Origin of the sequence: Candidatus Clostridium radicumherbarum (genome assembly GCF_045310525.1) — a bacterium.
Lineage (GTDB): Bacteria > Bacillota > Clostridia > Clostridiales > Clostridiaceae > Clostridium_AT > Clostridium_AT radicumherbarum.
In genome coordinates this window covers 1,133,354-1,157,124 of the sequence record NZ_JBJHZY010000001.1, presented here as the reverse complement: position 1 = coordinate 1,157,124, position 23,771 = coordinate 1,133,354, and the positions used below count along the sequence as shown (strand labels likewise).

Below are 23,771 nucleotides of genomic sequence, written 5' to 3'. Positions count from 1 at the left end.
GGTAGAAATATAAGGATTAAATATGCTAAAATATAAAATACTAAAAGAAAAATATATTGTAATGTGAGAAGAGGTAAATATCTTGATAAACATGGGTAGTTATAACAAATTAAAAATATTAAGGCAAACTGAATTTGGCTATTTTTTAGATGGCGGTACTGGTAAAACAGCAGATGATATTCTTTTACCAAACAATAATATACTTGATGAAAAAATAAATATTGACGATGAAATTGAGGTATTTATATACAGGGACTCTAAGGATAGACCTGTTGCTACTTTAAAGAAACCTTTAGCAAAAGTAGGAGACATTGCTTATTTAAAGGTAGTTTCTAATACAGGTATTGGAAGCTTTATTGATTTTGGGCTTGAAAAGGATATATTAGTTCCAAAAAAGGAAAAGCTTTATGGACTTGAAAATAATAAATATTATTTATTCTACATTTATTTAGACAAAACAGGAAGAATTGCTGCCACTACTAATATTGATAAATACTTAGTAGAAAATGATAAATATAAGCAAAATGACACTACTACAGGAATTGTTTATGGATTTCAAACAAATCACAGTGCAATGATAGCTGTAGATAATAAATACAGAGGTGTTATACTTCACAATGAGTATTTTACAGAACTTCATTATGGAGATGTGCTGGAACTTACTGTTAATAAAATTTATGAAGATGGAAAACTTGGTTTAACCCCAAGAAAATCTGCAAAGACCGAAGTTACAATGCTTCAAGAAAATATATTGAATTATTTAAAGGCAAGAAGTGGCTTTATGACCTTAAATGATAAAACCTCACCTGAAGAAATATATAAAACCTTTCATATAAGCAAAAACTATTTTAAACAAGCCCTAGGCGGCCTTATGAAGAAAGGTTTAATTACACAAGATGAAAAAGGAACTTCATTAAAAACTAAATAATATTTTAGTACTGGCTTAACTGAGACCACTTGTGAAATTTCAACCCACTGCATAATTACATTACTAAAAGGTAAAACTATAGCCGAAAGATTATGTAATTTATGGAGGCCATTATGACAAAAAACGAAAATAAAGCTAAAAACAAGATGCAGAATAAACCCCCAAGTAGCAACAAATCAAATAGTATGAGTATGAAAACTTCTCAAACTACTCGTACAGATAAAGCATAATACAAAAAAAGCAAAGACTTTGCCATCTGGCAAAGTCTTTTAATTATAGGCTTTTCTGAACTATAAATAATCTAACATTATTAATTTATCATTCTTTATCAATTGCTAATTGAATTATGAATGATTAAATTAGCACACTGAGTAACTATTTATCAAAAAGTCCGCCTGTTTTCTTGCTGCTTCTGTTTGCCTTTCTATGCTTGCCAATGCTTTTATCCGCTCTCATACTTCCACTTTGCTCTGCACTTTTCTTTTTCTTTTCTTCAATAATTTTTTTCATCATTTCTATATTTTTATCTGACATTATAATATCCTCCATATACTTTGATTCATGTATTATATTCTATCATAAATATTTTAAAAATAAATGGCAAATACTATAATAAAGTTTTTATGAAAGGATGGTAATGTAAATGACCACTGAAAACCAAGTAAAAGATTTTTTTTGTCAAACCTACGAGGTATCTCAAAATGAGGTAAAGGTATTAAATTATACAGATAAGACATTAAGTGTAGAAATTCAGAACACAGTGTTTAACTATACTTACACCTTTGAAAACAATGTTATAAGATTCAAGCCAGTAGATAAATTGTAGGTGAAATCAAATGGACATAAGTATTATTGGTGTTCCCATATTTTATGGAGCAGATAAACGAGGACCTGAATATGGTCCTAAAAAATTAAGGGATAAAAATATTGTTGAAGTAATAGGAAATAATAATCATAGAGTGTTTGACTTTGGTGATTTGTTTGTTCCCGTTGTCGAAGAATATAATAAATTTTTCTCTCATCCAAACATGAAATATGTTGAACCTATAATTCAAGTAAACAATAATCTTGCACATATAGTTTATTCCTCAATTAAAGGTGGAAGTTTTCCCCTGGTTATTGGCGGAGATCATTCCATTGGACTTGGAAGTATTGCAGGAGTTAGCAGAGCCTACGAAAATCTTGCAGTAATTTGGGTGGATGCACATGGTGATATTAACACACAAAAAACCAGCGAAAGCGGTAACGTACATGGCATGTCCCTTGCAAAAGCCATGGGGCTTGGTTATGATAATCTTTCAGATGTTTATTATAAAGGCATAAAGGTAAAAAAGGAAAATGTATTTATTGTTGGTGCCAGGGACTTAGATCCAGGTGAGTATGACTTCATTAAAAGTGAAAACTTACATGTTTATACCACAAAAAGAATTGAAGAAAAAGGCATGGATTATGTAATTAATGAAGTTTTAGATGAAATTAAGCAAAACAATATTCATACTGTTCATCTAAGTTTTGATATTGATTTTATAGACGGAAGGCTTGTTCCAGGTACTGGCACTGCAGTAGTAAATGGTCCTAGCGTTGAAGATGCAAAAACTATTTTGAAAACCTTAGGAGAATCAAGCCTAATTAAATCCATGGATTTTGTTGAACTAAATCCTCTGCTAGACAAAAATGACACCACTGCAAATATAGCTATAGAGCTATTAGATTGGACCTTTAAGTTTCTTAAGTAGCAAGGTTTAAACTATTCAAATCATAATGTAATTAGATTGTATAAGAGCATTAAAAACAGCGGTGATCTCATGAAATCACCGCTGTTTTTTATATTTCCATAATAATAGGCAAAACAATTGGCCTTCTTTTTGTCTTTTCGTATAAGTATTTCTCCATAGACTTTTTCATACAGTTCTTTAGCACCTGCCATTCAAGAATTTCATTTTTTAAGCAGGTTTCTATTTCATTCCTTACTATTTCCTTAGCTTCATTAATTAAAGCCTCTGATTCCTTAACATATACAAAACCACGAGTTATTATGTCTGGTCCTGCAATAATGCTGTAGGATTCTCTTTCGATGGTGACAACTATTGTAAGCATACCGTCTTGAGCCAGGTATTTCCTATCTCTTAAAACTATATTTCCAACGTCACCTACTCCAAGTCCATCAACAAATACATTGCCAGTACGAACTTTTCCTGATATTCTTGCCTCATCCTTAGATAATTCCAAAATATCTCCAGTGTCAAGAGTAAAAATATTACTATCCTCCATACCTAATTTTACTGCTAAGTCTCTATGGTGTTTTAAGTGTCTATATTCACCATGGACTGGCATAAAAAATTTAGGATGTACTAAGGTGTGTATTAGCTTCAGTTCTTCCCTATATGCATGACCTGATACGTGCACTTCTTCTAAAGCTTCATAAACAACATCTGCACCTTTTTTAAATAGCTGATTTATTACTTTAGAAATAAGTTTACCGTTACCAGGAATAGGAGAAGCTGAAATAATAAATAAATCCTTAGGAGCAAGTTGAATTTTCCTATGGCTTGAAAAAGCAATTCTAGCAAGTGCAGCCATAGGTTCACCCTGACTTCCAGTGGTGATAATTGTAACTTGTTCATTGGGATAATTATTTATATTATCTACACTAATAAGACAAGTTTCGGGTATGTGTAAGTAACCAAGTTCCATAGCCACTGCAGAAATATTTTCCATACTCCTTCCGCTAAATGCTACCTTTCTGTTGTACTCAATAGAAGCATTCACTATTTGCTGCATTCTATGAATGTTGGATGCAAAGGTAGCGACAATAACCCTGCCTTCAGCTTTTGAAATAATCTTCTCTAGTGTTTTCCCAATTGACTTTTCTGATATTGTTTGACCTTTACGTTCTATGTTGGTACTGTCAGCCATAAGCAGCAGCACCCCTTGCTTTCCTAAAGTAGAAATCCTTTCTAAATCCATAACCTTACCATCTATTGGTGTGTAATCTACTTTAAAATCTCCAGTATGAAATATCACACCTAACGGCGTATGAATAGCTAGGCAGCAAGAATCAGCTATGCTGTGAGTGTTCCTTATAAACTCAACACTAAGCTTTTTTATTCTTACTACTTCACCTGCTTCTACCCTATTAAGCTTACAATCTGAAAGCATATTATGTTCCCGGAGTTTATTTTCTACTATACCTAGAGTAAGCCTTGTTCCATATACTGGTACATTAAGCTGTTTTAAAATATAAGGCAGTGAACCAATATGATCTTCGTGTCCATGAGTTAAAAAAATACCCTTTACCTTTTCAGCATTATCTAGCAAATAAGTTATATCAGGTATAACTAAATCAACACCATACATCTCCTCATCAGGAAAGGATATGCCGCAATCAATAACTACAATTTCATCTTCATAGGCTATAGCAGTAATATTTTTTCCTATTTCTCCAAGCCCTCCCAAGGGAATAACCTTTACATTTTCATTACTCAATCGTGAATCACCTGCTTTTAACAACATATTTATTATATATTTTTTCTTTAAAAAGAAAATTTAATTCTACAATTCATATTATTTTTAATAAAAATCTTATATAAATGTTATTTCCTTTAGTCTGTTCACATGATTTAATTGTTTTGATTAAAAAAAGTTCGTATCAAAGTAATACAACCAACTAATACTTTGGTACGAACTATTAATAATTGTTATTTAGTTATTACATCTGCTGCTTTTTCCCCGTTCTTCTTTACCCCTTTAAAAATGTTAATATTTTCAACAATATTCATATTTGTAATGATAATTGGGCAAATCTCACTTTTAGCCTTTTGTTTTATAGTTTCTAAATCTATGGTTAGAAGCAAATCTCCCTTCTTAACCTTATCACCTTGCTTTACATGTGCCGTAAAGCCTTCACCATTTAAATTTACAGTATCTAAACCAATATGGACTAATATTTCAAGGCCTTCATCTGTTGTAATAGCAACAGCATGTTTTGTTGGGAATAATACTGTTATTTCACCGTTCATAGGTGCATAAACCTTGTTTCCTGAAGGTATTATAGCAAAGCCATCTCCTAATATCTTATCAGAAAATACATCATCAGGAACCTCAGATAGCTCTACAACCTCACCATCTAAAGGGCTTCCTAAAGAATAAGAACCTCCAATAATCACTTTTTCTTTATTGCCAATCTTAGGAACCTCTGATTCTGAAGTATTATAAACTCCATTATTAGCAATAATTGCTTTCATATCTTCCTTAATGCTTTCTGCTTCAGTTCCAAATATTACTTGAACGCTGTTACCTGCAGTTAATATCCCCGCTGAACCTAATGCTTTTAAAGCCTTTTGATTTACTTTAGATGAATCTTTTAAATTAAGTCTAAGTCTTGTAATACAGGCATCTAAAACTTCAATATTGTCTTTTCCACCAATAGCCTCTAATACTCTAGCTGCTCTTTCGCTACCCTTGACATTCATAGGAACAACTTCCTCACCCTCATCCTCTTCTCTACCAGGCGTTTTTAAATCAAAGGCCTTTATTGAAAAATAAAATACTACAAAGTAAAGTGCAAAGAAGGCAGCACCAACTATCCATATAAGCCAAGGATGACCAGCAAATTTAAAACCTAATAAGTAGTCAATAAAGGAGGCTGAGAATGTATAGCCTAATCTTATATGAAGGAGACTTGTAATAATTCCAGATAAAAATGCTGCAAGTACATGAAATACAAATAATATAGGTGCTACAAATATAAATGAAAACTCAATAGGTTCAGTTATACCAGTTAAGAAAGATACAAAAGCTGCAGAAATCATCATACCAGCTATTTTACTTCTGTTTTCCTTTTTTGCAGCTGCAATCATAGCAATTGCTGCTCCAGGAAGACCAAACATTAGTATCGGATATTCAGAAGCCATAAATACACCTGCTGTAGGATCTCCATGGAAGAACCTAGCAGAGTCACCAAAGTAAGTTACTCCATTAGAGGTATATTGTCCAAATTGATATAAGAATGCTGGATAATACATATGATGCAATCCAACAGGAATAAGTAATCTCTTACCAGCTGCATAAAATGCAGGTCCAAGAACTGAATTACTTGCCCACTGTGCAAAAACATTAATGCCATTTTGAATTGGAGCCCATACAGTTACCCCAACCATTGCAAATACTAAGGCTGCTATAGAAGTAACAATAGGTACAAATCTTTTTCCTCCAAAGAAGCCTAACACTTGAGGCAGCTTAATATTATGGAATTTATTATAAAGAGCTCCAGCTATTAGACCTATGGCAATACCGCCAAACACACCCATATTTATAGTAGACTTTGTCACTATATCACTATAAGCAGGTGTGGTCATAAAAGCTGCAAGTGTCATATGCTGGGCTGCGGCAGCTTTTTCCGCAAGAACATTAGCAGCATTAGTACTTGCTACTTTAATTATCCCCTCAAGGATAAATTCTCCTACTACTGCTGCAAGAGCTGCAACTCCTTCTCCACCAGAGAAACCAATGGCTACCCCAACTGCAAATATCATTGGTAAGTTTCCAAATATAACGTCTCCTGCTTTAGCCATGTATGCTATATTAAGCAGGTCAGGCTGGCCAAATCTAAGTAAAAGACCAGCTGCAGGTAAAACTGATACTGGAAGCATCAAGGATTTACCTATTTTTTGAAATACTGCGAATAATTTTTTCATTATAATTCCTCCTTATTTTTAGTGGTCGGCACTGAGTAGTTTAAGACCACTCACTCCCGTTCGCAAACTACTCGTTAAAGTCCATTTAGGACTTTAACCTCCTTTTTTTTAATTTGCCTCAAAAGGCTAATATATATAATGGATTAGAATTTTTCATTATATATTTTATACAAAAAATAAAACACGAGCCCAAAAAATAACTTAATAAATAAGTTATACTTTAAGCCCGTGCCTAATTTAATAGTAACACAACTTATATTTCAGAAAGTCTCCTAAGATGCAAGGCAATATAGCCAATTTCATCTTCAGGTATCTTAATAGAAAATAAATTTTCAATTTTTAAAGCAATCTTTAATGCTAAATCGTATTCATTATATAGCTCTTTTTTTATGTTGTCAAGCAGGTAATTTTTTATTGTTTTTTTATTCATTACCCTTTGAAGCATTAAATCTACGTGTGTTATGGTTCTAATATATTCAAGTGAGTTTTTCTTTACGTCCTTTTTAATAAGCTTAAATATTAGCTGCATAATCTCGCCAACTTTTTTTGTGTAGGTTAAGGCAGAGGTAACCTCTTCCTTATTTATAGCAGCTTTAATGTGCATACAAATAAAACCTGCTTCATCCTCTGGCAGCTTAGTAGTAATCCTACCATTTATCATCAATAATGCCTTTTGTGCAAGTGCATATACTTTAGGATATAAAGCTGCAAGTTCATTTAAAAAGGGATTTTCAATTTTAACACCTGTTTCAATTCGATGAATTGCAAAACTTATATGATCAGGTAGAGAAACATGTATAGCTTTGCTAAGTTTTTGATCAAGCTCCTTTTCACATAAGGAAATTATTTCTTCAGAAAGTCCAACAATTTCTTTATTAATATTTTGCAAAATCCTATCAAAGTTATCTTTTGCATCATCCTGTTTTATAAAAATGCTTTCAATTCTGTCCTTAAAAAGCTTATCTCCCCTTTGTGAATCATATCCAATAGCTTTCCCGACTAAAATATATTCTTCCCTATCCTTTACACCAATTACAACATTGTTGTTAAGTATTTTTTTTATTGTGTAAACTTCCATTTCTGCCTCCTAAAAAGCTATCAGTATCATTATTATTGTAATGAATTTCTTCACTATATTCAATATTTCATTAAATTTTTAAACTATATTAATTATGGAGCTGTATTGTTTACCCCATTAGAATTAGTAGTTTGTTGTGACGGCGTAGTATTTTTGTTAGAATTGTCACTTGGGTTTTGGCCTTCTGTATTGGTTTTTGTATTATCAGTAGGATTTTGATTTTGTGTATTTTGCTGTGAATTATTTGGGTCTGGATTTTGAGTATTTGGCTTTGTATTATTTGAGTCTGTAGTCTGGGTATTTGGCTCTGTAGGTGTCTGTTTTGGTACATTACCTTGTGTAGTCTCTTTATTTGGTGTTTGACTATCTTCTGATTTTTTATCATATACAGCACTATTGTCTGGAACCTTTAAATTTGACGGTACAGAATTATATATAAACTTGTAAAGTGCTGTAGCATTATATTTTAAATTAGGGATTAAAACAGATTGACCATTAATATAAGTATCTTTAAAATATCCATCAGCAGGTAACCTTAGACTTTCTGTTGTGGTATCACCAAATTTATATACTGTATAAACTATTTTAAGCATATTTTCAAAAGGTATATTAGTTTTAACATATTGAGACATAGTTGAATAAAGTTTAGGATAACTTAAAACACTAGTGTCTTTTACTTTACTAAGAAGTAAAGACAACACTCTTCTCTGCCTGTCAGTTCTTTCATAGTCATTATTTCCTACTTTTCTTATTCGGCAATAGGATAATGCCTGCTGTCCATCTAACTTTTGCATACCAGGAGATTGAATTAATGTAGAGTTTGCTCCATTCACCTCTTCAATATACTTGTTTATTTCTTTTACTTCATATTCTTTTACATCTAGCTCTACTCCATCTAAGTTATCAATTAGTGACTGAAATCCTTGAAAATCTATTGCTATATTCTTATCAACATTTAGTCCAAAATTATATTTAATAGTTTTCTTAAGAAGATCTATACCCCCAATTTCAAAGGCTGCATTAATTTTATTATATCCTCTTCCAGGGATTACTACATACATATCCCTCATTAGAGAAGTAAGCTTTACTTTCTTTGTAGATGGGTCTATAGTTGCTATTATTATTGAATCTGTTCTTGAGTCGTTAAATTCTCCCCTAGAATCTACTCCAACTAAAAGTACATTAACTATATCAGTTTCTTCACCATAATTAGTCTCTGTTACCTCCGGTTCAGAATTAATTTCAGGCACAGTATTATCGTTTTCTACTTTTGGTACATCAACTAATATGTTTTTATTATATATATGTTTTATATATAAATAGGACGAAAGTACTACAGCTATAATTACAATAAAACTGCATATTCCAATCATGAGCAGCCTTTTCTCTTTAAAAAGCTTTTTTAACTTCCCCATATAATGCTTCCCCCTGTAAAATTCTTTAATTATTGATTGAAGAATATAAATCAATTTATAGAAATCATTTCCATAAAATCATTATATATTAACTCTTCTATTATATGAAATTAATTTTTTATGAATACTTAAATTTTTACTGTAATAAACAAAAAGCTAAGCATGTGCTTAGCTTTTAAATAATATTTTCCTCTTTTTTCTTTGAATCGATAAATTGAAACTCATCAGCTATGACTTCTGCAATATATTTCCTTTTTCCTTCTGCATCCTCATAACTGTGGGTTTGTAGTCTTCCTGTTACACTAATAAGCTTTCCTTTTACTAAATGTTCGTTTACTATTTCTGCTCTTTTACCCCAAAAGGTAACAGGTATAAAATCTGCTTCTCTTTCCCCATTTTTGTTTTTAAAGCTTCTTTCTACCGCAAGGGTAAATTTCGTATTAACCTTACCGCTTTCTTCGAAAACCTTCATCTCTGGATCTTTTGTTAATCTGCCAATTAAAACAACTCTATTCATGTCTTCCTCCAATACTTATATTTGTTTTTAATTCTATCCAGATTAACTTTTATTAAACAACTTGAGTAATGCTAAATAAAAAATTTATACATAATAATATAAATTACTTGCTCAAAAGGTGACTTTAACTAGATTAATAATTGTTAATTTATTTAATCATATAAGTGGCAGGCCACAAAATGTTTTGGTTTTAGTTCTTTGAGTTCAGGTCTAATTTTATGGCAAACCTCCATTGCCTTTGAGCATCTATCTACAAACTTACAGCCTTCTTTCGGATTTATGGGGCTTGGAACATCTCCTTGAAGGACTATACGATGTCTTTTATGTTGAATTTTTGGATCAGGAATAGGTATTGCTGAAAGCAGAGCCTCTGTATATGGATGCATAGAATGATGATATACTTCATCACTGCTTGATAATTCCATTATTGCTCCTAAATACATAACTGCAACTCTGTCAGATATATATCTTACCATAGATAAATCATGTGCTATAAATAAATAAGTGAGCCCATATTTCTCCTGCAGATCTTGTAATAGGTTAACTACCTGTGCTTGTACTGATACATCTAGAGCTGAGATTGGTTCATCACATACAATAAAATCTGGGTTAACAGCAAGTGCTCTAGCTATTCCTATTCTTTGCCTTTGCCCTCCACTAAACTCATGTGGAAACCTATTGGCATGTTCTTTATTTAAGCCAACTAGCTCTAACAGCTCATCTATTCTCCTTGTTCTTTCTTCCCCTTTTAAAATTTCATGTACGTCAATTCCTTCAGCAATTATATTTGAGACAAGCATTCTTGGATTTAAGGATGCATAGGGGTCCTGAAATATCATCTGCACTCGTTTGTTATACTCCTTTTTTTCCTTCCCTTCTAATTTATGAATGTCCTTACCATAAAATTTTATCTTTCCTTCCGTTGCATTATATATTCTTAGAATTGTACGACCGCAGGTTGACTTTCCACAGCCTGATTCTCCCACAAGTCCCAAGGTTTCTCCTTTATATATATCAAAGCTAACATCATCAACTGCCTTTAGTATACCTTTACCGCCTACTTTAAAATATTTCTTTAAATTTTCTACTTTTAATATTACTTCCTTATCTGCCATTTTAATTACCTCCAGCTACTTCTGAAGAATTTAATTTTATTGCTTCAATATGGGGCTTAGCCTTAGGTGCTTCAGGGTGATTTAGCCAGCAGGCTGCAGCGTGCCCTTCCTCTATATAAAAGTTTTCAGGCATTTCTTTTCTGCATATTTTCATAGAATATTCACATCTATCAGAAAATGGACATCCACTTGGTGGGGCAAATAAATCTGGCGGCGTTCCTTCTATAGAGGATAATCTATTTTCTTCTTTAACTATATCTAATCTAGGAACCGAACTTAAAAGTCCCCAGGTATATGGATGTTTCGAATTATAAAAAATTTGATCCGTATTTCCGTATTCAACTATCTTACCACCATACATAACTATGACCCTTTGGGAAACTTCCGCAACTACCCCTAAATCATGAGTAATAATAATGATGGCGGTATTTATTTTGTTTTGGAGTTCTTTCATAAGTTCCATTATTTGAGCTTGTATAGTAACATCAAGTGCAGTTGTTGGTTCATCTGCAATTAGAAGCTTCGGATTGCAGACAAGTGCAATTGCTATCATTGCCCTTTGCCTCATTCCTCCAGAAAACTGATGGGGATATTCATTAAATCTCTGCTCGGCATTTGGAATTTGAACTGTTTTTAACATATCTATGGCGATTTTCTTAGCAGCAGCATTATCTATTTTAGTATGTTTCTTTAATCCTTCTACAATTTGCTTTCCTACAGTCATTGTTGGGTTTAAAGATGTCATTGGATCTTGAAATATGATTGCAATTTTACTACCTCTTATTTCTCTCATTTCTTTTTCATTTTTTTTAACTATATCTTCGCCATTGAATAAAATTTGTCCGCCTTTAAATCTTGCAGGAGGTTCTGGATTTAGACGCATAATAGACTTTGCAGTAACAGATTTCCCACAGCCTGATTCTCCAACAATCGCAATGGTTTCTCCCTCATATAAATCGAAGGACACTCCTCTAACTGCTTGAATTTCACCTGCATAAGTATCAAAGGATACACTTAAATCTTTTATTTCTAATAACTTTTTCACTTAAATCGCCTCCTACTTTCTTAGCTTTGGATCTAATGCATCTCGAAGACCATCTCCAAAGATGTTAAAACCCAACATAGTTAAGCTAAGTGCTACAGCTGGAACAAATAAACTATTTGGATAAAGCACAAAAACTTGAGCACCTTCATTTATTAAGGATCCCCAGGAGGCAAAAGGTACTGGTATTCCTAGACCTATAAAACTTAAAAAGGCTTCTGTAAAAATCATTGAAGGTATCATCATTGTCATTTGAACGATTATAGGTCCCATGGTATTGGGGATTAAATGCTTAAGAATAACTCTTTTTGGGCTAGCGCCAAGGGTTTCAGCTGCAAGGACATATTCAGAATGTTTTAGTCTCATTACTTCTCCTCTGACAATACGAGCTATACCCATCCAGGAGGTGGCTGCAAGAACTATTATAATTGGATTAATTCCTGCTTTCATAACCTGAAGAAGTAAAATAATATACAGCATGTCAGGTACTACCATTATTATTTCAATAAAGCGCATCATTAAAGTATCTGCCCTGCCGCCAATATATCCTGAAATTCCACCATATAAAATACCTATTATGGAAGTTATAAATACAGATATAAAGGCAATTAAGAAGGAAACTCTTCCTCCCTCCCATAGCCTTGTAAATAAATCTCTCCCGAACATATCAGTTCCAAGCCAATGAGTTTTGTTAAATTCACTTTTGCCTTTACTTTCAATAGTTAAAGTTGACCCACTTGCCTTTGCTGTAATTCCTCTAAAATCAGGGTCCTGTTGAAGCTGTTTTTCTGCTTCATTATTAAGTTTCTCAGCTATTTTACTTAAGGTGTCCCCGTTTTCAGTTTTTATTTCAATTTTATATTCCTTTTGATCTCCCTGCTGTGCTTCTTCAGCCTTGTTCCCTATTTTTAAAGTTAATGAACCACTACTCTTTAATTTAATATTTTTAAAAGAAATCGTTGTTTTTCTTAAGTCATGTGAATATTTCTTATAGGTAAATGCAGTGTTTGATGTAAGCATAATACTTCTTTTATTACTTAGAATCATAGATTGATTTTGCACCTTAAGATCTTGATTTCTGTAGGTGTATCCATATAATGCCTTAGTTATTATTGGTCCAATTAGAGACATGATTATCATAATAATTAGTATAATAATCGATATCACAGCAGGTTTATTTTTTTTGAGTCTTCTTAGTGCATCCTTAATATATGAGATGCTTGGACGTTTAATTTTCTGTGCTGCTGCTAGATTTTTACCAACATGTTCAAACATTGTCTTATCCATAAGTTAATCCCCACCTCCTATGTTGCTTCTTAATCTTGGGTCAATTAAACTATAGGCAATATCTACTATTAACATTGCTGCTATTATTAAAACAGCATAAAAAATTGTAATGCCCATAATCATAGGATAATCCTGCTCAAGTATTGTATTTACAAAATATTCACCAAGTCCTGCTACGGCAAATACTTTTTCTACTACAATTGAACCTGTTATTATTGCCGCAAAAAGTGGTCCTAAAACTGTTACAACGGGCATAATTGCATTACGAATAATATGTCTTAAAACAATTTGAAGCTTTGTTATACCCTTAGATTTTGCCGTAAGTATGTAGTCTTGTCCATTTACTTCCAAGGTGGTGGTACGCATCATTCTAGACACAAAGGCAATAGTTCCAAGGGATAGAGTTATTACAGGAAGTATTAAGGATTTTTGAGTATTATCCACAGTTACTGGCAGCCATCCAAGCTTAACTCCAAAGTTATAAGATAGAAATGGTCCCATTACAATGTTAGGAACGGCTACTCCTATTATTGCAATTAGGATAACTATATAATCTATCCATTTCTCATGATTAAGCGCTGCAATTAATCCAAAAAATATTCCCAGGGTACTTGCAAGAAGCATTGCCCTCCAGCCAAGTGCGAAGGACTTCGGAAAGCTATTTTTTATTATGGTAGTTACTGAACGTCCTGGAAACTTAATGGAGGTTCCAAAGTCTCCATGGGCTAAATGATTTATGTATATCCCATATTGCTGAATTATTGGTCTGTCTAATGCATACTTTTCCATTAAGGCTTGTTTTACATCCGGCTTAAGCTTTGGATCATGAAATGGATCTCCTGGAAGCGCCTTCATAAGTACAAAAGTTAGAGTTGCAATAACCCAAAGTGTTATAAAAGCATATAAGGTTCTTTTTAAAATATACCTCAGCACACTAAATTCCTCCTACTATACAATTTGCCCTATTTCTATGGCACATACATATTAGAAAAGGTATATGAAGCATATACCTTTTCATAAAATATTCTTTATTTAAGGATTATTTTGACTCAGCATTTTTAGCCGCCATGTCAATATCTGCCCAATAGAAATCAGTGTTAGCTCCTATTCCTCTGTGTACTACTCCTGTTACATAAGTTTTATAGGTCCAATGAGCAACTCTATAATAATCTGGGGCAATAACCATATCATTCATAAGTATCTTTTCAGCTTCATAGAAATAACCCATGCGTTTTGCAGCATCAGCTTCTGCCCTAGCCTTTTCAATCAAATCATCATATTTTTTATTACTATATTGGCCATAATTATTACCGTTACCAGTCTCAAACAATTCCATATAGGTCATTGGGTCTAAATAATCTGGACCCCATCCATCAGCACAAAGAGCAAAGTTTCCAGCTTGTAATCTGCTTAATTTTTCTGACCATGGTACTGGTATAAGATTAACTGTTATTCCGATTTGCTTCCAATCTTCTTGATATTTCTGAGCTATTTTCATAGATATATCACCAGTATCAATTAGCATATCCATTGCTGGCAGCTCTTTTAAATTAAGCTCCTTTAAGCCCTGTGCCAAAAATTCCTTAGCTTTATCCTTTTGATTATCATCAAATAAAGTTACACCATTCTCATCACGGAAAGCCTTATTTAAGCCTAAGAAATGTGTTGGTATAAGTGCTAATGCTGGATCATCTCCTAAATTTATCTTTTCTACAAAGGTTTTACGATCCATAGCATAGGCCATAGCTTTTCTTATATTTACATTTTGAGTAATCTTATTACTAAAATGGTTAAAGTCTATATAGAATACAGTGTAGTCAGGCATATTTTCAAGTGGCTGCAATTTATATTGATCTAAGGTAGCTTGATCTTCAAAATCCTTCAAATCTGTAGATTGTATTGCAGATCCATCTAATTTACCTGTTTTTAATAGATTAGTTCTTGTTGCAACATCATTTACCACCTTAATATTTACCTTATCAATCTTTATATTGTCTTTATTCCAGTAATTGGTGTTTTTTTCCATAGCAAAACTTTCTTTGTGCTTCCAATCCTTAACAACCCATGGGCCATTGGAAAGCAATCCAGCTGCTTCTAATGTATAGTCCCCTGCTTTTTTATGTTCATTATAGAACTTTTCATTTACTGGAAAAAATACAGGGAATGCAGTTAGGCCAACAAAGAAAGGTACTGGAGAAGCAAGCTGTATTACAATACTTCCATCCTTTTCCTTTGCTCCAACCTTAGCCCATAAATCATCTTTCAACTTTTTATATTCAGCATTTTCTGTTTCTGTCATAGCTTCAATTCTCTTAGAAACCTGAGCTTTTAGATCTTTTTTCTTAGTGGCATCTTTTTCAGTTTTTATTGAATCATTTAAAGCCTTAAAGGCTGCATCCTTTCCTATCAAATAGCTTTTTTTAGTAACATCGGCATAATCCTGAGCACCTTTAATATAAGAAATCATATAACTATAAGGTGTGCTGTCTTCCATAGCTAGTCTCCATGCAAAGAAGAAATCTTGAGCAGTAACTGGATCCCCATTACTCCATTTAGCGTCTTTATTTAGTACAAAGGTATAAGTATTAGATGCTTGATCAAAACTCCAGGATTTTGCAACACCTGGTTCATATTTACCTTCCTCTTTACCTGCTCTTGTTAAACCTTCTAAGAAAAAGTTCCCAAGATACATATCTGGTGCACCTATCATTTGCAGCGGGTCTAGAGTCTGAGGTTCATCACCAACGTAGTAATCAAGTACTTTATCTACCTTTACTGGTGTTTTATCATTTGTTGGTGGTTTTGTTTGACACCCTGTTAGTACAGATGTAAATACCATGACAGCCATCACTAAAGACGCAACTAGCTTTTTGCTTTTCATTAATTTTCCCCCTTTTCACATGTTAAAAAATATTATGTATTAATTAAATAACATACTTAATACTATGAAAATCAAATAAAGGATATGTCTAATTTTTTTAATAAAGCACACTCAAAATTAAAATTTGAATTAACACAGCATGATTTACTTGACATATTTTTTGATGGTAATGGCATGTATATGCTTTATTACTTATTTTTTTAATAAGTAATGCACATGCCATCACTTGACTTTAAATGAATGTTCATTTATTATAGAATTATAACGAGGTGTCTAATATGAGAAAAAAAGATGATGAAAAACAAAACAGCATAAAAAAAGCTGTAATAAGCAGCATTTTAAAAGAAGGTCTACATGGAACCTCCATGTCAAAAATAGCAAAAGAAGCTGGAGTATCTCCTGCTACAGTTTATATATACTATCAAAATAAAGAGATGATGCTTCAAGATATTTATAGAGAATACTCTGAAGACATCTTTTCTTATTTGCTTGATAAAACTAATAAGGATATGAATGGTAAAGAACTTATAGAGGTACTTATAAAAAGCTATTATGTCTATATAAAAGATAATGAGGAAATATTTAATTTTGTAGAACAATTTTCTTGCTGCCCTGTTTTATCAAATCAATGTGAAACAATGAAAGGTATATTTAGTATATATAGTTTATTTGATGATTTAAAGAGGAAAAAAATCATTAAAAATTACAGGAATGATAGCCTGTCAGCTATTATATTTTCTCCAATTAAATATATTTCTAGTAACCATTGTATCGAAGAAGAAGAAAGAGAAAATATACTTGAAGAAATGATTAAAATAATTCAAGATGCACTTCTTGTATAATAAAGTAACTATAATTATTTATTTTAGAGATAAATATTATAGTTTAGTGATGCCAATAAGGATTTTGAAAGGATTGAAGATATGACAAAAACAATAAATAAAAAAATGGTTCTTCCAGTATTAAATAGTCTTTTACTAACTGGAATGACTCAAAAAGTTAAATTAAATAGATTAAGTGAGGAAGAAATTGAGCATTTAGAAAATGAAAATTCAGTAAGCATTGCACTTCCCCTTAAGGAAAATCACGATAAAAATAATTTAAAGACAGAGGACTTTTACGATACTGGAGTATTGTTTAAAGTTGAAAAATTGGAAAACAATAAAGGTATTTATGAAATTACTCTTAAGGTTTTAGAACGTATAGAAATAAAAAACTTGAATATAACTTCTGAAATTATTATGGGTGATTTTAATAATGCCTCAGAGGATCTTGATTTAACCTCTGCAGCGAAAGAGAATATGCTTAAAGAATTAAAAAAGATAATTCATGAAACCGCTGCTTATTTTAAAGATTCAGAACCTATAGTAAAGAAAATTGATGAAATAGATGATATAAATAAATTAATTGGATATGTATCACAATTTGCCAGAATTTCAAATGAAGATAAATATGAGCTCCTTCACATTAAGTCTTTAAAAGATAGAAGCTTGCGCTTTCTGGAACATCTTCATAAAAATAAAGAGGGCATAAAGCTTCAATTTGAACTTGCAGAAAAGTTTTCTGAAAGGGCAAATAAAAATTATAGAGACCAAGTTCTCAGGGATCAATTAAAGGCAATTCAGGAAGAATTAAATGATGGAAAAGGTAATAAAAAGGATTATAGAGAGAAAATAATAGCGGCAAATATGCCAAAAGACATTGAGGAAATAGCCAACGAAGAGTTACGTAAGTTTGAAAGTCAAAGTCCTACTAGCTCAGACTATAATATAATAAGAAATTACCTGGATTTATTAGTTCAGCTTCCTTGGAAATCAGGGAAAAAAGCAAGTATTAATATTGAAAAAGCTCGTCAAATACTTGACAGAGACCATTATGGACTTGAAAAAGTCAAAAATAGAATATTACAGCACCTAGCTGTAATGAAGCTTAAAAAAGATAAAAAAGGCTCTATTCTTCTTCTTGTTGGCCCTCCAGGAACTGGTAAGACAAGCCTTGGAAAGAGCATAGCAAAGGCACTAAATAGAAAATATGTACGTCTTAGCTTAGGGGGTATAAAAGATGAGGCAGAGATAAGAGGACATAGAAGAACTTATGTAGGTGCATTACCAGGAAGAATAATTCAAAGCATAAAAAAAGCAGGTACAAAAAATCCTGTAATGATTTTAGATGAAGTAGACAAATTAATGGGCGGCTATAATGGTGATCCAGCAAGTGCACTTCTTGAAGTTCTGGACCCTGAACAAAACAATAGCTTTTCAGATCATTACTTAGATGTACCCTATGATTTATCAGAAGTATTCTTTATTGCAACAGCAAATTCACTTGATACAATTCCAAGACCACTATTAGATAGAATGGAAATAATACAAGTATCAAGCTATACAAGTAATGAAAAGTTTTATATCGGCAAGAATCATTTAATTCCGGAAATACTTAAGGAACACGGCCTTACAAATAAAGAACTTATCTTTAATGATGAAGCCTTACAAAATATAATAGATGATTATACTTTAGAGGCAGGAGTAAGAGGTTTAAAGAAGCAGCTAGCAACAATTGCCAGAATAGCTTCCGAAAAAGTAGTATCTAAAAGCATTAAGCTTCCATATATAATAACTGAAGATATATTGGAAGATGTATTAGGAAATAAAGTTTCAAGACATGATAGAGTTTCCCAGCAGAACCCTATTGGAGTAGTCACTGGCCTCGCCTGGACACCAGTTGGCGGAGAAATCTTATTTATTGAAGCAACCTCAATGCCTGGAAATGGACAAGTAATTTTAACTGGCAAACTTGGAGATGTTATGAAAGAATCCGCAAGAATTTCACTAAGTTTATTAAAGTCAAGACTTGCCATAAACAGCTTTAACTTTAAAGAAACAGATTTGCATATTCATGTTCCTTCTGGTGCCGTTCCAAAGGACGGTCCCTCAGCTGGAATTGCACTGTTTACTGCCCTAGCCTCACTAGTAACAGGAATTAATGTTGATTCAAAGCTTGCAATGACAGGTGAAATTACTTTAAGAGGTACAGTACTTCCAATCGGAGGTTTAAAAGAAAAACTTCTTGGAGCTCAAAGAGCTGGCATTAAAAAAGTTTTAATACCAAAGGATAATTTATCTGACCTTAAAGATGTGCCAAATGAAGTAAAAAATGAAATAACTATTATACCCGTAGAAACTATCGAAGATGTAATGAAAGAAGCGCTTAATATTAATTTACCTAAGCCTGAATTTTTAGTTCCTGACATGATAGCTGCTTCTCATTTATTTAAATAGACATTAGCTAATTATTCAATTTTAATTCAACGATTTATAAGCTTTAATTTTTACCCTTTGAAGAAGAAACTAATAATGCTTATATGCAGGTATAAAGATTAAAGCTTAAATAAGTAACATTAGGAAGGTATTTTGTATGAATTTTTCAAAGATATGTTTAGAGGATAAAAAAATTATTGATAAATTTATTTTACCCTACAAATTTTTAAGTTGTGAATACTGCTTTACGAGTCTTTACATTTGGAAGGATGCCTGTGATATTCAATATACTGTTTATAAAGATGCACTTATAATTAAAAAAAGAGACTTCGATGGAAATTATCATTTTATGCAGCCCATAGGCTATACTAAGGAAAATTTAATGTCAATTATAGAAGCTTTAAAGACCTATAAAGAAGAAAATAATATGAGATACTTATTTAAGGACTTAGAAGAAGGCTTTATAAATGAAGTTAATTTGATGCTTAAAGAGAAAAAGTCCCTATGCATAAAGGAAGATAGAGATAATTTTGATTACCTCTATGAAGCTAAAAAGCTTATGACTTTTTCAGGCAAGAAGCTTCATTCTAAAAAGAATCATTTTAACTACTTTATAAAAAACTATGACTATGAAGTTGTAGATATAGATAGCGAGGATGTAATTGAAGACGTAATAATGGCTGCAGAAAAATGGTATGAGGAAAATGAAGAAAAAGATGATAAGCTTTATTATGAGCTCATTGCAATTAAAGATATTGTTAAAAATATGGATTCATTGAACCTTAAAGGAATTGCAGTTTACGTTGATGGGAAAATAGGTGCCTTTAGCATTGGAGAAAGCTTAAATGAAAAGCTTGCAGTTATCCATATTGAAAAAGGCGATAAGGATATAGAAGGAATTTACAGCTTCATAGCTAGAACCTTTGTAGATAGATGTTTCAATAACTCAGAAATTATTAATAGAGAGCAGGATCTTGGAATTGAAGGTCTCAGAAAATCCAAGATGTCTTATTATCCTTTAAAGCTTGAAAAAAAATTCATACTAAGCGTATGATCCTATAACTATTTACTATTTTTCAATTAATTATTTATACTTAATAAAATGAAGTTTATTTTTAATATACAAAAATAAACTTCATTTTTTAATACCATATTTTTAAATCTAAATAAAGTAATCTTTTATTTAACTTCAATCTATGTGATACCTTATTACTTTTATTTTTTCAATTTATTTAGTATTGTTACTTATCTGCCAATACCCACAGTTTTATTAGCACATTGGCATCTGCATTAAGCACTGCTTTTGCATCTGCAGTTATATCTTTAGCTAATGCTCCATTATTAAGATGCTTCACAAAATCCTCCATGTGTTTAACAGCCTGATCTTGTCTCTGAATATCCAGTTGATGCTGCACTTGGTTTAGATTGTTTGTAAGTTGATCGATCAAGGATCCTTTTAGTTCTCCAGATTTTATGAATCTATCCATCAGCTGTCTCATAGAGCCTATATTCGATGAAACCTCAAAATTTATATCATTTTTTGTAGTATTTCCAGCATTATCTATTACTGTAACTAAAGCTTTGTATTTTCCTGTCTTGCCTGCAAAATCTATATCCAAACTTAATGATTTTTGAAGGTCAATGGTATATGTTGTTTCGTTAATACAAACCTTTGCAGAAGCTAATCCAGTTTGACTATCCCAAGCTTTGAATGTCAAAGGCAAGTAATCATTAAATGAATCTCCTTCCTTTAAATCGTTTCCATTTACTGTTAAACTATAATCTGGACAAATTTTATCAATTACATAGTTCAATACCGTAGTATCACTGTTTTCTATACCCTCAGCAACCGCAAAAGCCTTAATTGTTGTGTTGGCTTCAATATTAATAGGTGAAGAGTATTTTGCGCTATTTATAGTTGGCTCAGTTCCATCAGTTGTATAGTAAATTTTAGCATCTGGTGTAATACTAGTTAATATAACATTTTGATTAGTATTGTATATTCCAGGAACCGGATTTGCTATTGGAGCGGTAGTTTTTGTAAAGGTTATGCTCATCCAATTAAAATTAAATCCGGCATTTTCATAATAAAATGTAACTAGCTGCTTTCCTTCATTTAGCTGTATATCTTTTGTTACTGTGGTCCATGCTTGGTAACCACCAGTCTTTGGAGCATCAACGGTACAAAGCACATTGTTATCTTTGTCTTTCAAGGAAAAAGCTTTAGTAGTTCCATTTGGTGAGGCAATTCTGAAATTAACTTTATAATTACCAGTTTGCGGTACATCTATATAATATTTTAAGTACTTACCTGCCCCACTCCAACCAATATCTTTTCCACCACCTATATCTGTGGTGTTTTCAATAAAGCTGTTTCCAGTTGCATCCCAACCAGATTGATATATATAATTTTCAGCTTCAATCTTTGCAGGAAGAACTGTAGCTTTAGCACCATCAGGTATTACATTATATGGATGAATTGGTGTTGCTGGAAGTTCAGGAGTAACTTGATTCTTAGTTAGTCCGTATCCAGTATTAAACATTACATATTGCTTATTTTTATCAGTTAGTGGATATGCTTCTGTGTAGAATGGCCACTTTAATGGAAGTTTTCCTACAAAGTCCTTCTCTCCAAAAAGAACATCAGCAATTCCTGCACCTTCTGTACCTGGCAGCCATGCTTCAATAAGTCCTGCCCAATCATTGATATAATCGCGTATTATCATAGGTCTTCCTGAAACAAGCACAACTACAGTTGGTATTCCAGCTGCTTTGATATTAGCAAGAGTTGTTTTATCTATTGAATCAAAGCCTAATCCATTTAGATTATCTCCATTTCCTTCTGCATAAGGTTTTTCACCTATTATTACTATAGCTACATCGTTACCTGCAGCGCCAGAACCATCTGCACTATAAGTGATTGATTGGTCAGAGGCTGCTGCCTTTTGTAAGCCTTGAAGTATTGTAGTTCCTGAGGTTATAGCACCAGTTTTTCCCTGCCAGTCTATTGTCCATCCTCCACATTGATATCCTATGTCATTAGCACTCTTTCCTGCAACAAAAACCTTTTTCATATTTTTAAGCTGTGAAAGAATTGGCTTTCCATTTACATTGTCATTTTTAAGTAATACAAGTGATTTGCTTACAGCATCTCTAGCCAAGGACCTGTTTTCATTAGAACCAAGTTTTGATGCGACACTAGGATTTTCTGCAGGATTTGGTGATATTGGGTTTTCAAACAATCCTGCCTGAAACTTTACTCTTAAAATCCTCGATACTGCATCATCTATTCTAGACATAGGTATTCCAGTACCAGGAGATGCTATTTCATCATTAACAAGCGAAATAATATGCCCTATGCAGGTCTTCCAATTTGTAGGCTGCATAAGCATATCTACACCTGCATTTACAGAAACTTTTATTTGATTTTTAAGCCCAGATACCGCATTACCATTCTCATCCATAGTAATTTGTGCAGCAGCATTATAGTCAGAAATTACAAAGCCATCAAACTTTAATTGGTTCTTTAAAATATCTGTAAGTAAATATTTACTAGCAGTCATTTTTACACCTTGTATGCTATTATAGGAAGGCATAATAGTTCTGGCACCTGCTGCAACTGCATCAGCATAAGGCTTTAAAATTTCTGCTGCAATCTGTTCCTTAGTCATAGAAGTTACATTCCCTTGATTAATTCCGTTAACTGTATAACCTTCTCCAATATAATGCTTTATTGTAGCAACTGCCTTATTAGGATTTTTAAGCTCACTAATGCTGTCACCTTGTAATCCTCTTACATAAGCAGTTCCAAGTTTTGCAACCAGCTCTAAATCCTCACCGAAACCCTCGTAGCTTCTGCCCCAAGTTGGATTTTGAGGGTTTGCAAGACATGGTGAAAACGTCCAAGGAATATTTGTAACTCTCATTTCTTCAGCAGTTGCTGCCCCTATACCTTTAACCAATCCTTGAGCAGTATCAGAATCTCCCATGCCAATAGCGCCTAAACCAATATTATGTGGGAATATAGTTGCGCCAACAACATTACTGTGACCATGCACTGCATCTACACCATAAATAGTAGGTATATGCAATCTAGTTTGAGTTGATGCGCTAACTAGAGCTGTGACTGCATTATACCAGCTCTGAGCATCGTTTCCTGTTGCTGGGTCAGCACTTCCGCCACTTAACACAGAACCTAATGTATATGTTGCAAAATCAGCAGGTTTTACATTACCTGAACCTGTACCTATTTCACCTTGCAGCATTTGAGCAGCCTTCTCATCTAGTGTCATCCTGCTGAGTAAATCTGATACTCTTGATTCAACCGGCGCATCAGGATCTAGATAAACTGGTATGACACTATCTTCTGCCTTAGTAGTCTGTGTAAATGACATACTTGTAAGCATGGAAACAGGAAATACAAGAGTTAACAATAAGGATAATTTTTTTCTAATACTTTTATTCAATACAAATTCCCCTCTCTTTCTCACCTTTGATATAGTTTAAATCACAATAAAACTTATGACAGTATGTATTTAAATATGAATATAAAATT

18 protein-coding genes are annotated in these 23,771 nt (G+C 32.7%); 6 read left to right on the top strand and 12 right to left on the bottom strand.

Translation table 11 applies throughout. The annotated features are described in order from the left end of the window. The first annotated feature begins 82 nt into the window (after positions 1-82). Positions 83-928 (top strand): CvfB family protein, encoded by an 846-nt coding sequence (locus tag ACJDUH_RS05515; RefSeq protein ID WP_406764156.1) that lies wholly within the window; start codon positions 83-85, stop codon positions 926-928. A gap of 375 nt (positions 929-1,303) precedes the next feature. Here ACJDUH_RS05515 and ACJDUH_RS05510 read toward each other — a convergent pair whose 3' ends face one another. Continuing rightward, positions 1,304-1,462, bottom strand: coding sequence for a hypothetical protein (locus tag ACJDUH_RS05510; RefSeq protein WP_406764155.1), 159 nt, complete (start codon positions 1,460-1,462; stop codon positions 1,304-1,306). Between the two features lie 109 nt (positions 1,463-1,571). Between ACJDUH_RS05510 and ACJDUH_RS05505 the strand changes: the two genes are divergently transcribed. Both ACJDUH_RS05505 and rocF read left to right on the top strand, forming a co-directional pair. Beyond that, complete coding sequence (locus tag ACJDUH_RS05505; RefSeq protein WP_406764154.1) at positions 1,572-1,754, top strand: hypothetical protein; 183 nt, start codon at positions 1,572-1,574, stop codon at positions 1,752-1,754. Positions 1,755-1,764: 10 nt separating this feature from the next. Beyond that, a complete protein-coding gene (rocF, locus tag ACJDUH_RS05500; RefSeq protein WP_406764153.1) occupies positions 1,765-2,664 on the top strand; it encodes an arginase in 900 nt (299 codons plus the stop codon). 88 nt (positions 2,665-2,752) lie between these two features. Here the strand turns inward: rocF and ACJDUH_RS05495 are convergent, their stop codons facing one another. The 10 genes from ACJDUH_RS05495 to ACJDUH_RS05450 all read right to left on the bottom strand — a co-directional run bounded on the left by ACJDUH_RS05495 (position 2,753) and on the right by ACJDUH_RS05450 (position 15,959). Further along, complete coding sequence (locus ACJDUH_RS05495; protein WP_406764152.1) at positions 2,753-4,414, bottom strand: ribonuclease J; 1,662 nt, start codon at positions 4,412-4,414, stop codon at positions 2,753-2,755. A 212-nt stretch (positions 4,415-4,626) separates the two neighbouring features. Beyond that, positions 4,627-6,624, bottom strand: coding sequence for a glucose PTS transporter subunit IIA (locus ACJDUH_RS05490; protein ID WP_406764151.1), 1,998 nt, complete (start codon positions 6,622-6,624; stop codon positions 4,627-4,629). 253 nt (positions 6,625-6,877) lie between these two features. Further along, the gene (locus ACJDUH_RS05485; RefSeq protein WP_406764150.1) at positions 6,878-7,702 is read right to left on the bottom strand and encodes a PRD domain-containing protein; all 825 of its coding nucleotides are present in this window, start codon (positions 7,700-7,702) and stop codon (positions 6,878-6,880) included. A 92-nt stretch (positions 7,703-7,794) separates the two neighbouring features. Beyond that, complete coding sequence (locus tag ACJDUH_RS05480; RefSeq protein WP_406764149.1) at positions 7,795-9,117, bottom strand: LCP family protein; 1,323 nt, start codon at positions 9,115-9,117, stop codon at positions 7,795-7,797. Positions 9,118-9,292: 175 nt separating this feature from the next. Beyond that, complete coding sequence (locus ACJDUH_RS05475) at positions 9,293-9,634, bottom strand: single-stranded DNA-binding protein (RefSeq protein ID WP_406764148.1); 342 nt, start codon at positions 9,632-9,634, stop codon at positions 9,293-9,295. 152 nt (positions 9,635-9,786) lie between these two features. Then, positions 9,787-10,749: an ABC transporter ATP-binding protein gene (locus ACJDUH_RS05470; RefSeq protein ID WP_406764147.1), complete on the bottom strand. Its 963-nt coding sequence runs from the start codon at positions 10,747-10,749 to the stop codon at positions 9,787-9,789. Between the two features lies 1 nt (position 10,750). Next, complete coding sequence (locus tag ACJDUH_RS05465) at positions 10,751-11,794, bottom strand: ABC transporter ATP-binding protein (RefSeq protein WP_406764146.1); 1,044 nt, start codon at positions 11,792-11,794, stop codon at positions 10,751-10,753. 12 nt (positions 11,795-11,806) lie between these two features. After that, a complete protein-coding gene (locus tag ACJDUH_RS05460) occupies positions 11,807-13,078 on the bottom strand; it encodes an ABC transporter permease (protein WP_406764145.1) in 1,272 nt (423 codons plus the stop codon). 3 nt (positions 13,079-13,081) lie between these two features. Further along, entirely contained in the window at positions 13,082-14,011 is a 930-nt protein-coding gene (locus ACJDUH_RS05455; protein WP_406764144.1) for an ABC transporter permease, read from the bottom strand. A gap of 106 nt (positions 14,012-14,117) precedes the next feature. Then, the gene (locus ACJDUH_RS05450; protein ID WP_406764143.1) at positions 14,118-15,959 is read right to left on the bottom strand and encodes a peptide ABC transporter substrate-binding protein; all 1,842 of its coding nucleotides are present in this window, start codon (positions 15,957-15,959) and stop codon (positions 14,118-14,120) included. A gap of 278 nt (positions 15,960-16,237) precedes the next feature. Here ACJDUH_RS05450 and ACJDUH_RS05445 point away from each other — a divergent pair, with 278 nt between their 5' ends. The 3 genes from ACJDUH_RS05445 to ACJDUH_RS05435 all read left to right on the top strand — a co-directional run bounded on the left by ACJDUH_RS05445 (position 16,238) and on the right by ACJDUH_RS05435 (position 20,270). Continuing rightward, a complete protein-coding gene (locus tag ACJDUH_RS05445) occupies positions 16,238-16,801 on the top strand; it encodes a TetR/AcrR family transcriptional regulator (RefSeq protein WP_406764142.1) in 564 nt (187 codons plus the stop codon). A gap of 81 nt (positions 16,802-16,882) precedes the next feature. After that, a complete protein-coding gene (gene lon / locus ACJDUH_RS05440; protein ID WP_406764141.1) occupies positions 16,883-19,237 on the top strand; it encodes an endopeptidase La in 2,355 nt (784 codons plus the stop codon). Between the two features lie 136 nt (positions 19,238-19,373). Further along, the gene (locus ACJDUH_RS05435; protein ID WP_406764140.1) at positions 19,374-20,270 is read left to right on the top strand and encodes a DUF2156 domain-containing protein; all 897 of its coding nucleotides are present in this window, start codon (positions 19,374-19,376) and stop codon (positions 20,268-20,270) included. Positions 20,271-20,457: 187 nt separating this feature from the next. Here ACJDUH_RS05435 and ACJDUH_RS05430 read toward each other — a convergent pair whose 3' ends face one another. Next, positions 20,458-23,682 carry a glycoside hydrolase family 3 N-terminal domain-containing protein gene (locus ACJDUH_RS05430; protein ID WP_406764139.1) on the bottom strand — a complete coding sequence of 1,075 codons (3,225 nt, stop codon included), beginning with the start codon at positions 23,680-23,682 and terminating at the stop codon, positions 20,458-20,460. Between the last annotated feature and the right edge of the window lie 89 nt (positions 23,683-23,771).

What these genes read in the sequence shown, in the direction of transcription:
- ACJDUH_RS05505 (WP_406764154.1), top strand. Translation starts at nt 1,572, where the DNA reads ATGACCACTGAAAACCAAGTAAAAGATTTTTTTTGTCAAACCTACGAG.
- ACJDUH_RS05450 (WP_406764143.1), bottom strand. Translation starts at nt 15,959, where the DNA reads ATGAAAAGCAAAAAGCTAGTTGCGTCTTTAGTGATGGCTGTCATGGTA.
- ACJDUH_RS05470 (WP_406764147.1), bottom strand. Translation starts at nt 10,749, where the DNA reads ATGGCAGATAAGGAAGTAATATTAAAAGTAGAAAATTTAAAGAAATAT.
- ACJDUH_RS05475 (WP_406764148.1), bottom strand. Translation starts at nt 9,634, where the DNA reads ATGAATAGAGTTGTTTTAATTGGCAGATTAACAAAAGATCCAGAGATG.
- ACJDUH_RS05485 (WP_406764150.1), bottom strand. Translation starts at nt 7,702, where the DNA reads ATGGAAGTTTACACAATAAAAAAAATACTTAACAACAATGTTGTAATT.
- ACJDUH_RS05435 (WP_406764140.1), top strand. Translation starts at nt 19,374, where the DNA reads ATGAATTTTTCAAAGATATGTTTAGAGGATAAAAAAATTATTGATAAA.
- ACJDUH_RS05510 (WP_406764155.1), bottom strand. Translation starts at nt 1,462, where the DNA reads ATGTCAGATAAAAATATAGAAATGATGAAAAAAATTATTGAAGAAAAG.
- ACJDUH_RS05480 (WP_406764149.1), bottom strand. Translation starts at nt 9,117, where the DNA reads ATGGGGAAGTTAAAAAAGCTTTTTAAAGAGAAAAGGCTGCTCATGATT.
- rocF (WP_406764153.1), top strand. Translation starts at nt 1,765, where the DNA reads ATGGACATAAGTATTATTGGTGTTCCCATATTTTATGGAGCAGATAAA.
- ACJDUH_RS05490 (WP_406764151.1), bottom strand. Translation starts at nt 6,624, where the DNA reads ATGAAAAAATTATTCGCAGTATTTCAAAAAATAGGTAAATCCTTGATG.
- ACJDUH_RS05445 (WP_406764142.1), top strand. Translation starts at nt 16,238, where the DNA reads ATGAGAAAAAAAGATGATGAAAAACAAAACAGCATAAAAAAAGCTGTA.
- ACJDUH_RS05460 (WP_406764145.1), bottom strand. Translation starts at nt 13,078, where the DNA reads ATGGATAAGACAATGTTTGAACATGTTGGTAAAAATCTAGCAGCAGCA.
- lon (WP_406764141.1), top strand. Translation starts at nt 16,883, where the DNA reads ATGACAAAAACAATAAATAAAAAAATGGTTCTTCCAGTATTAAATAGT.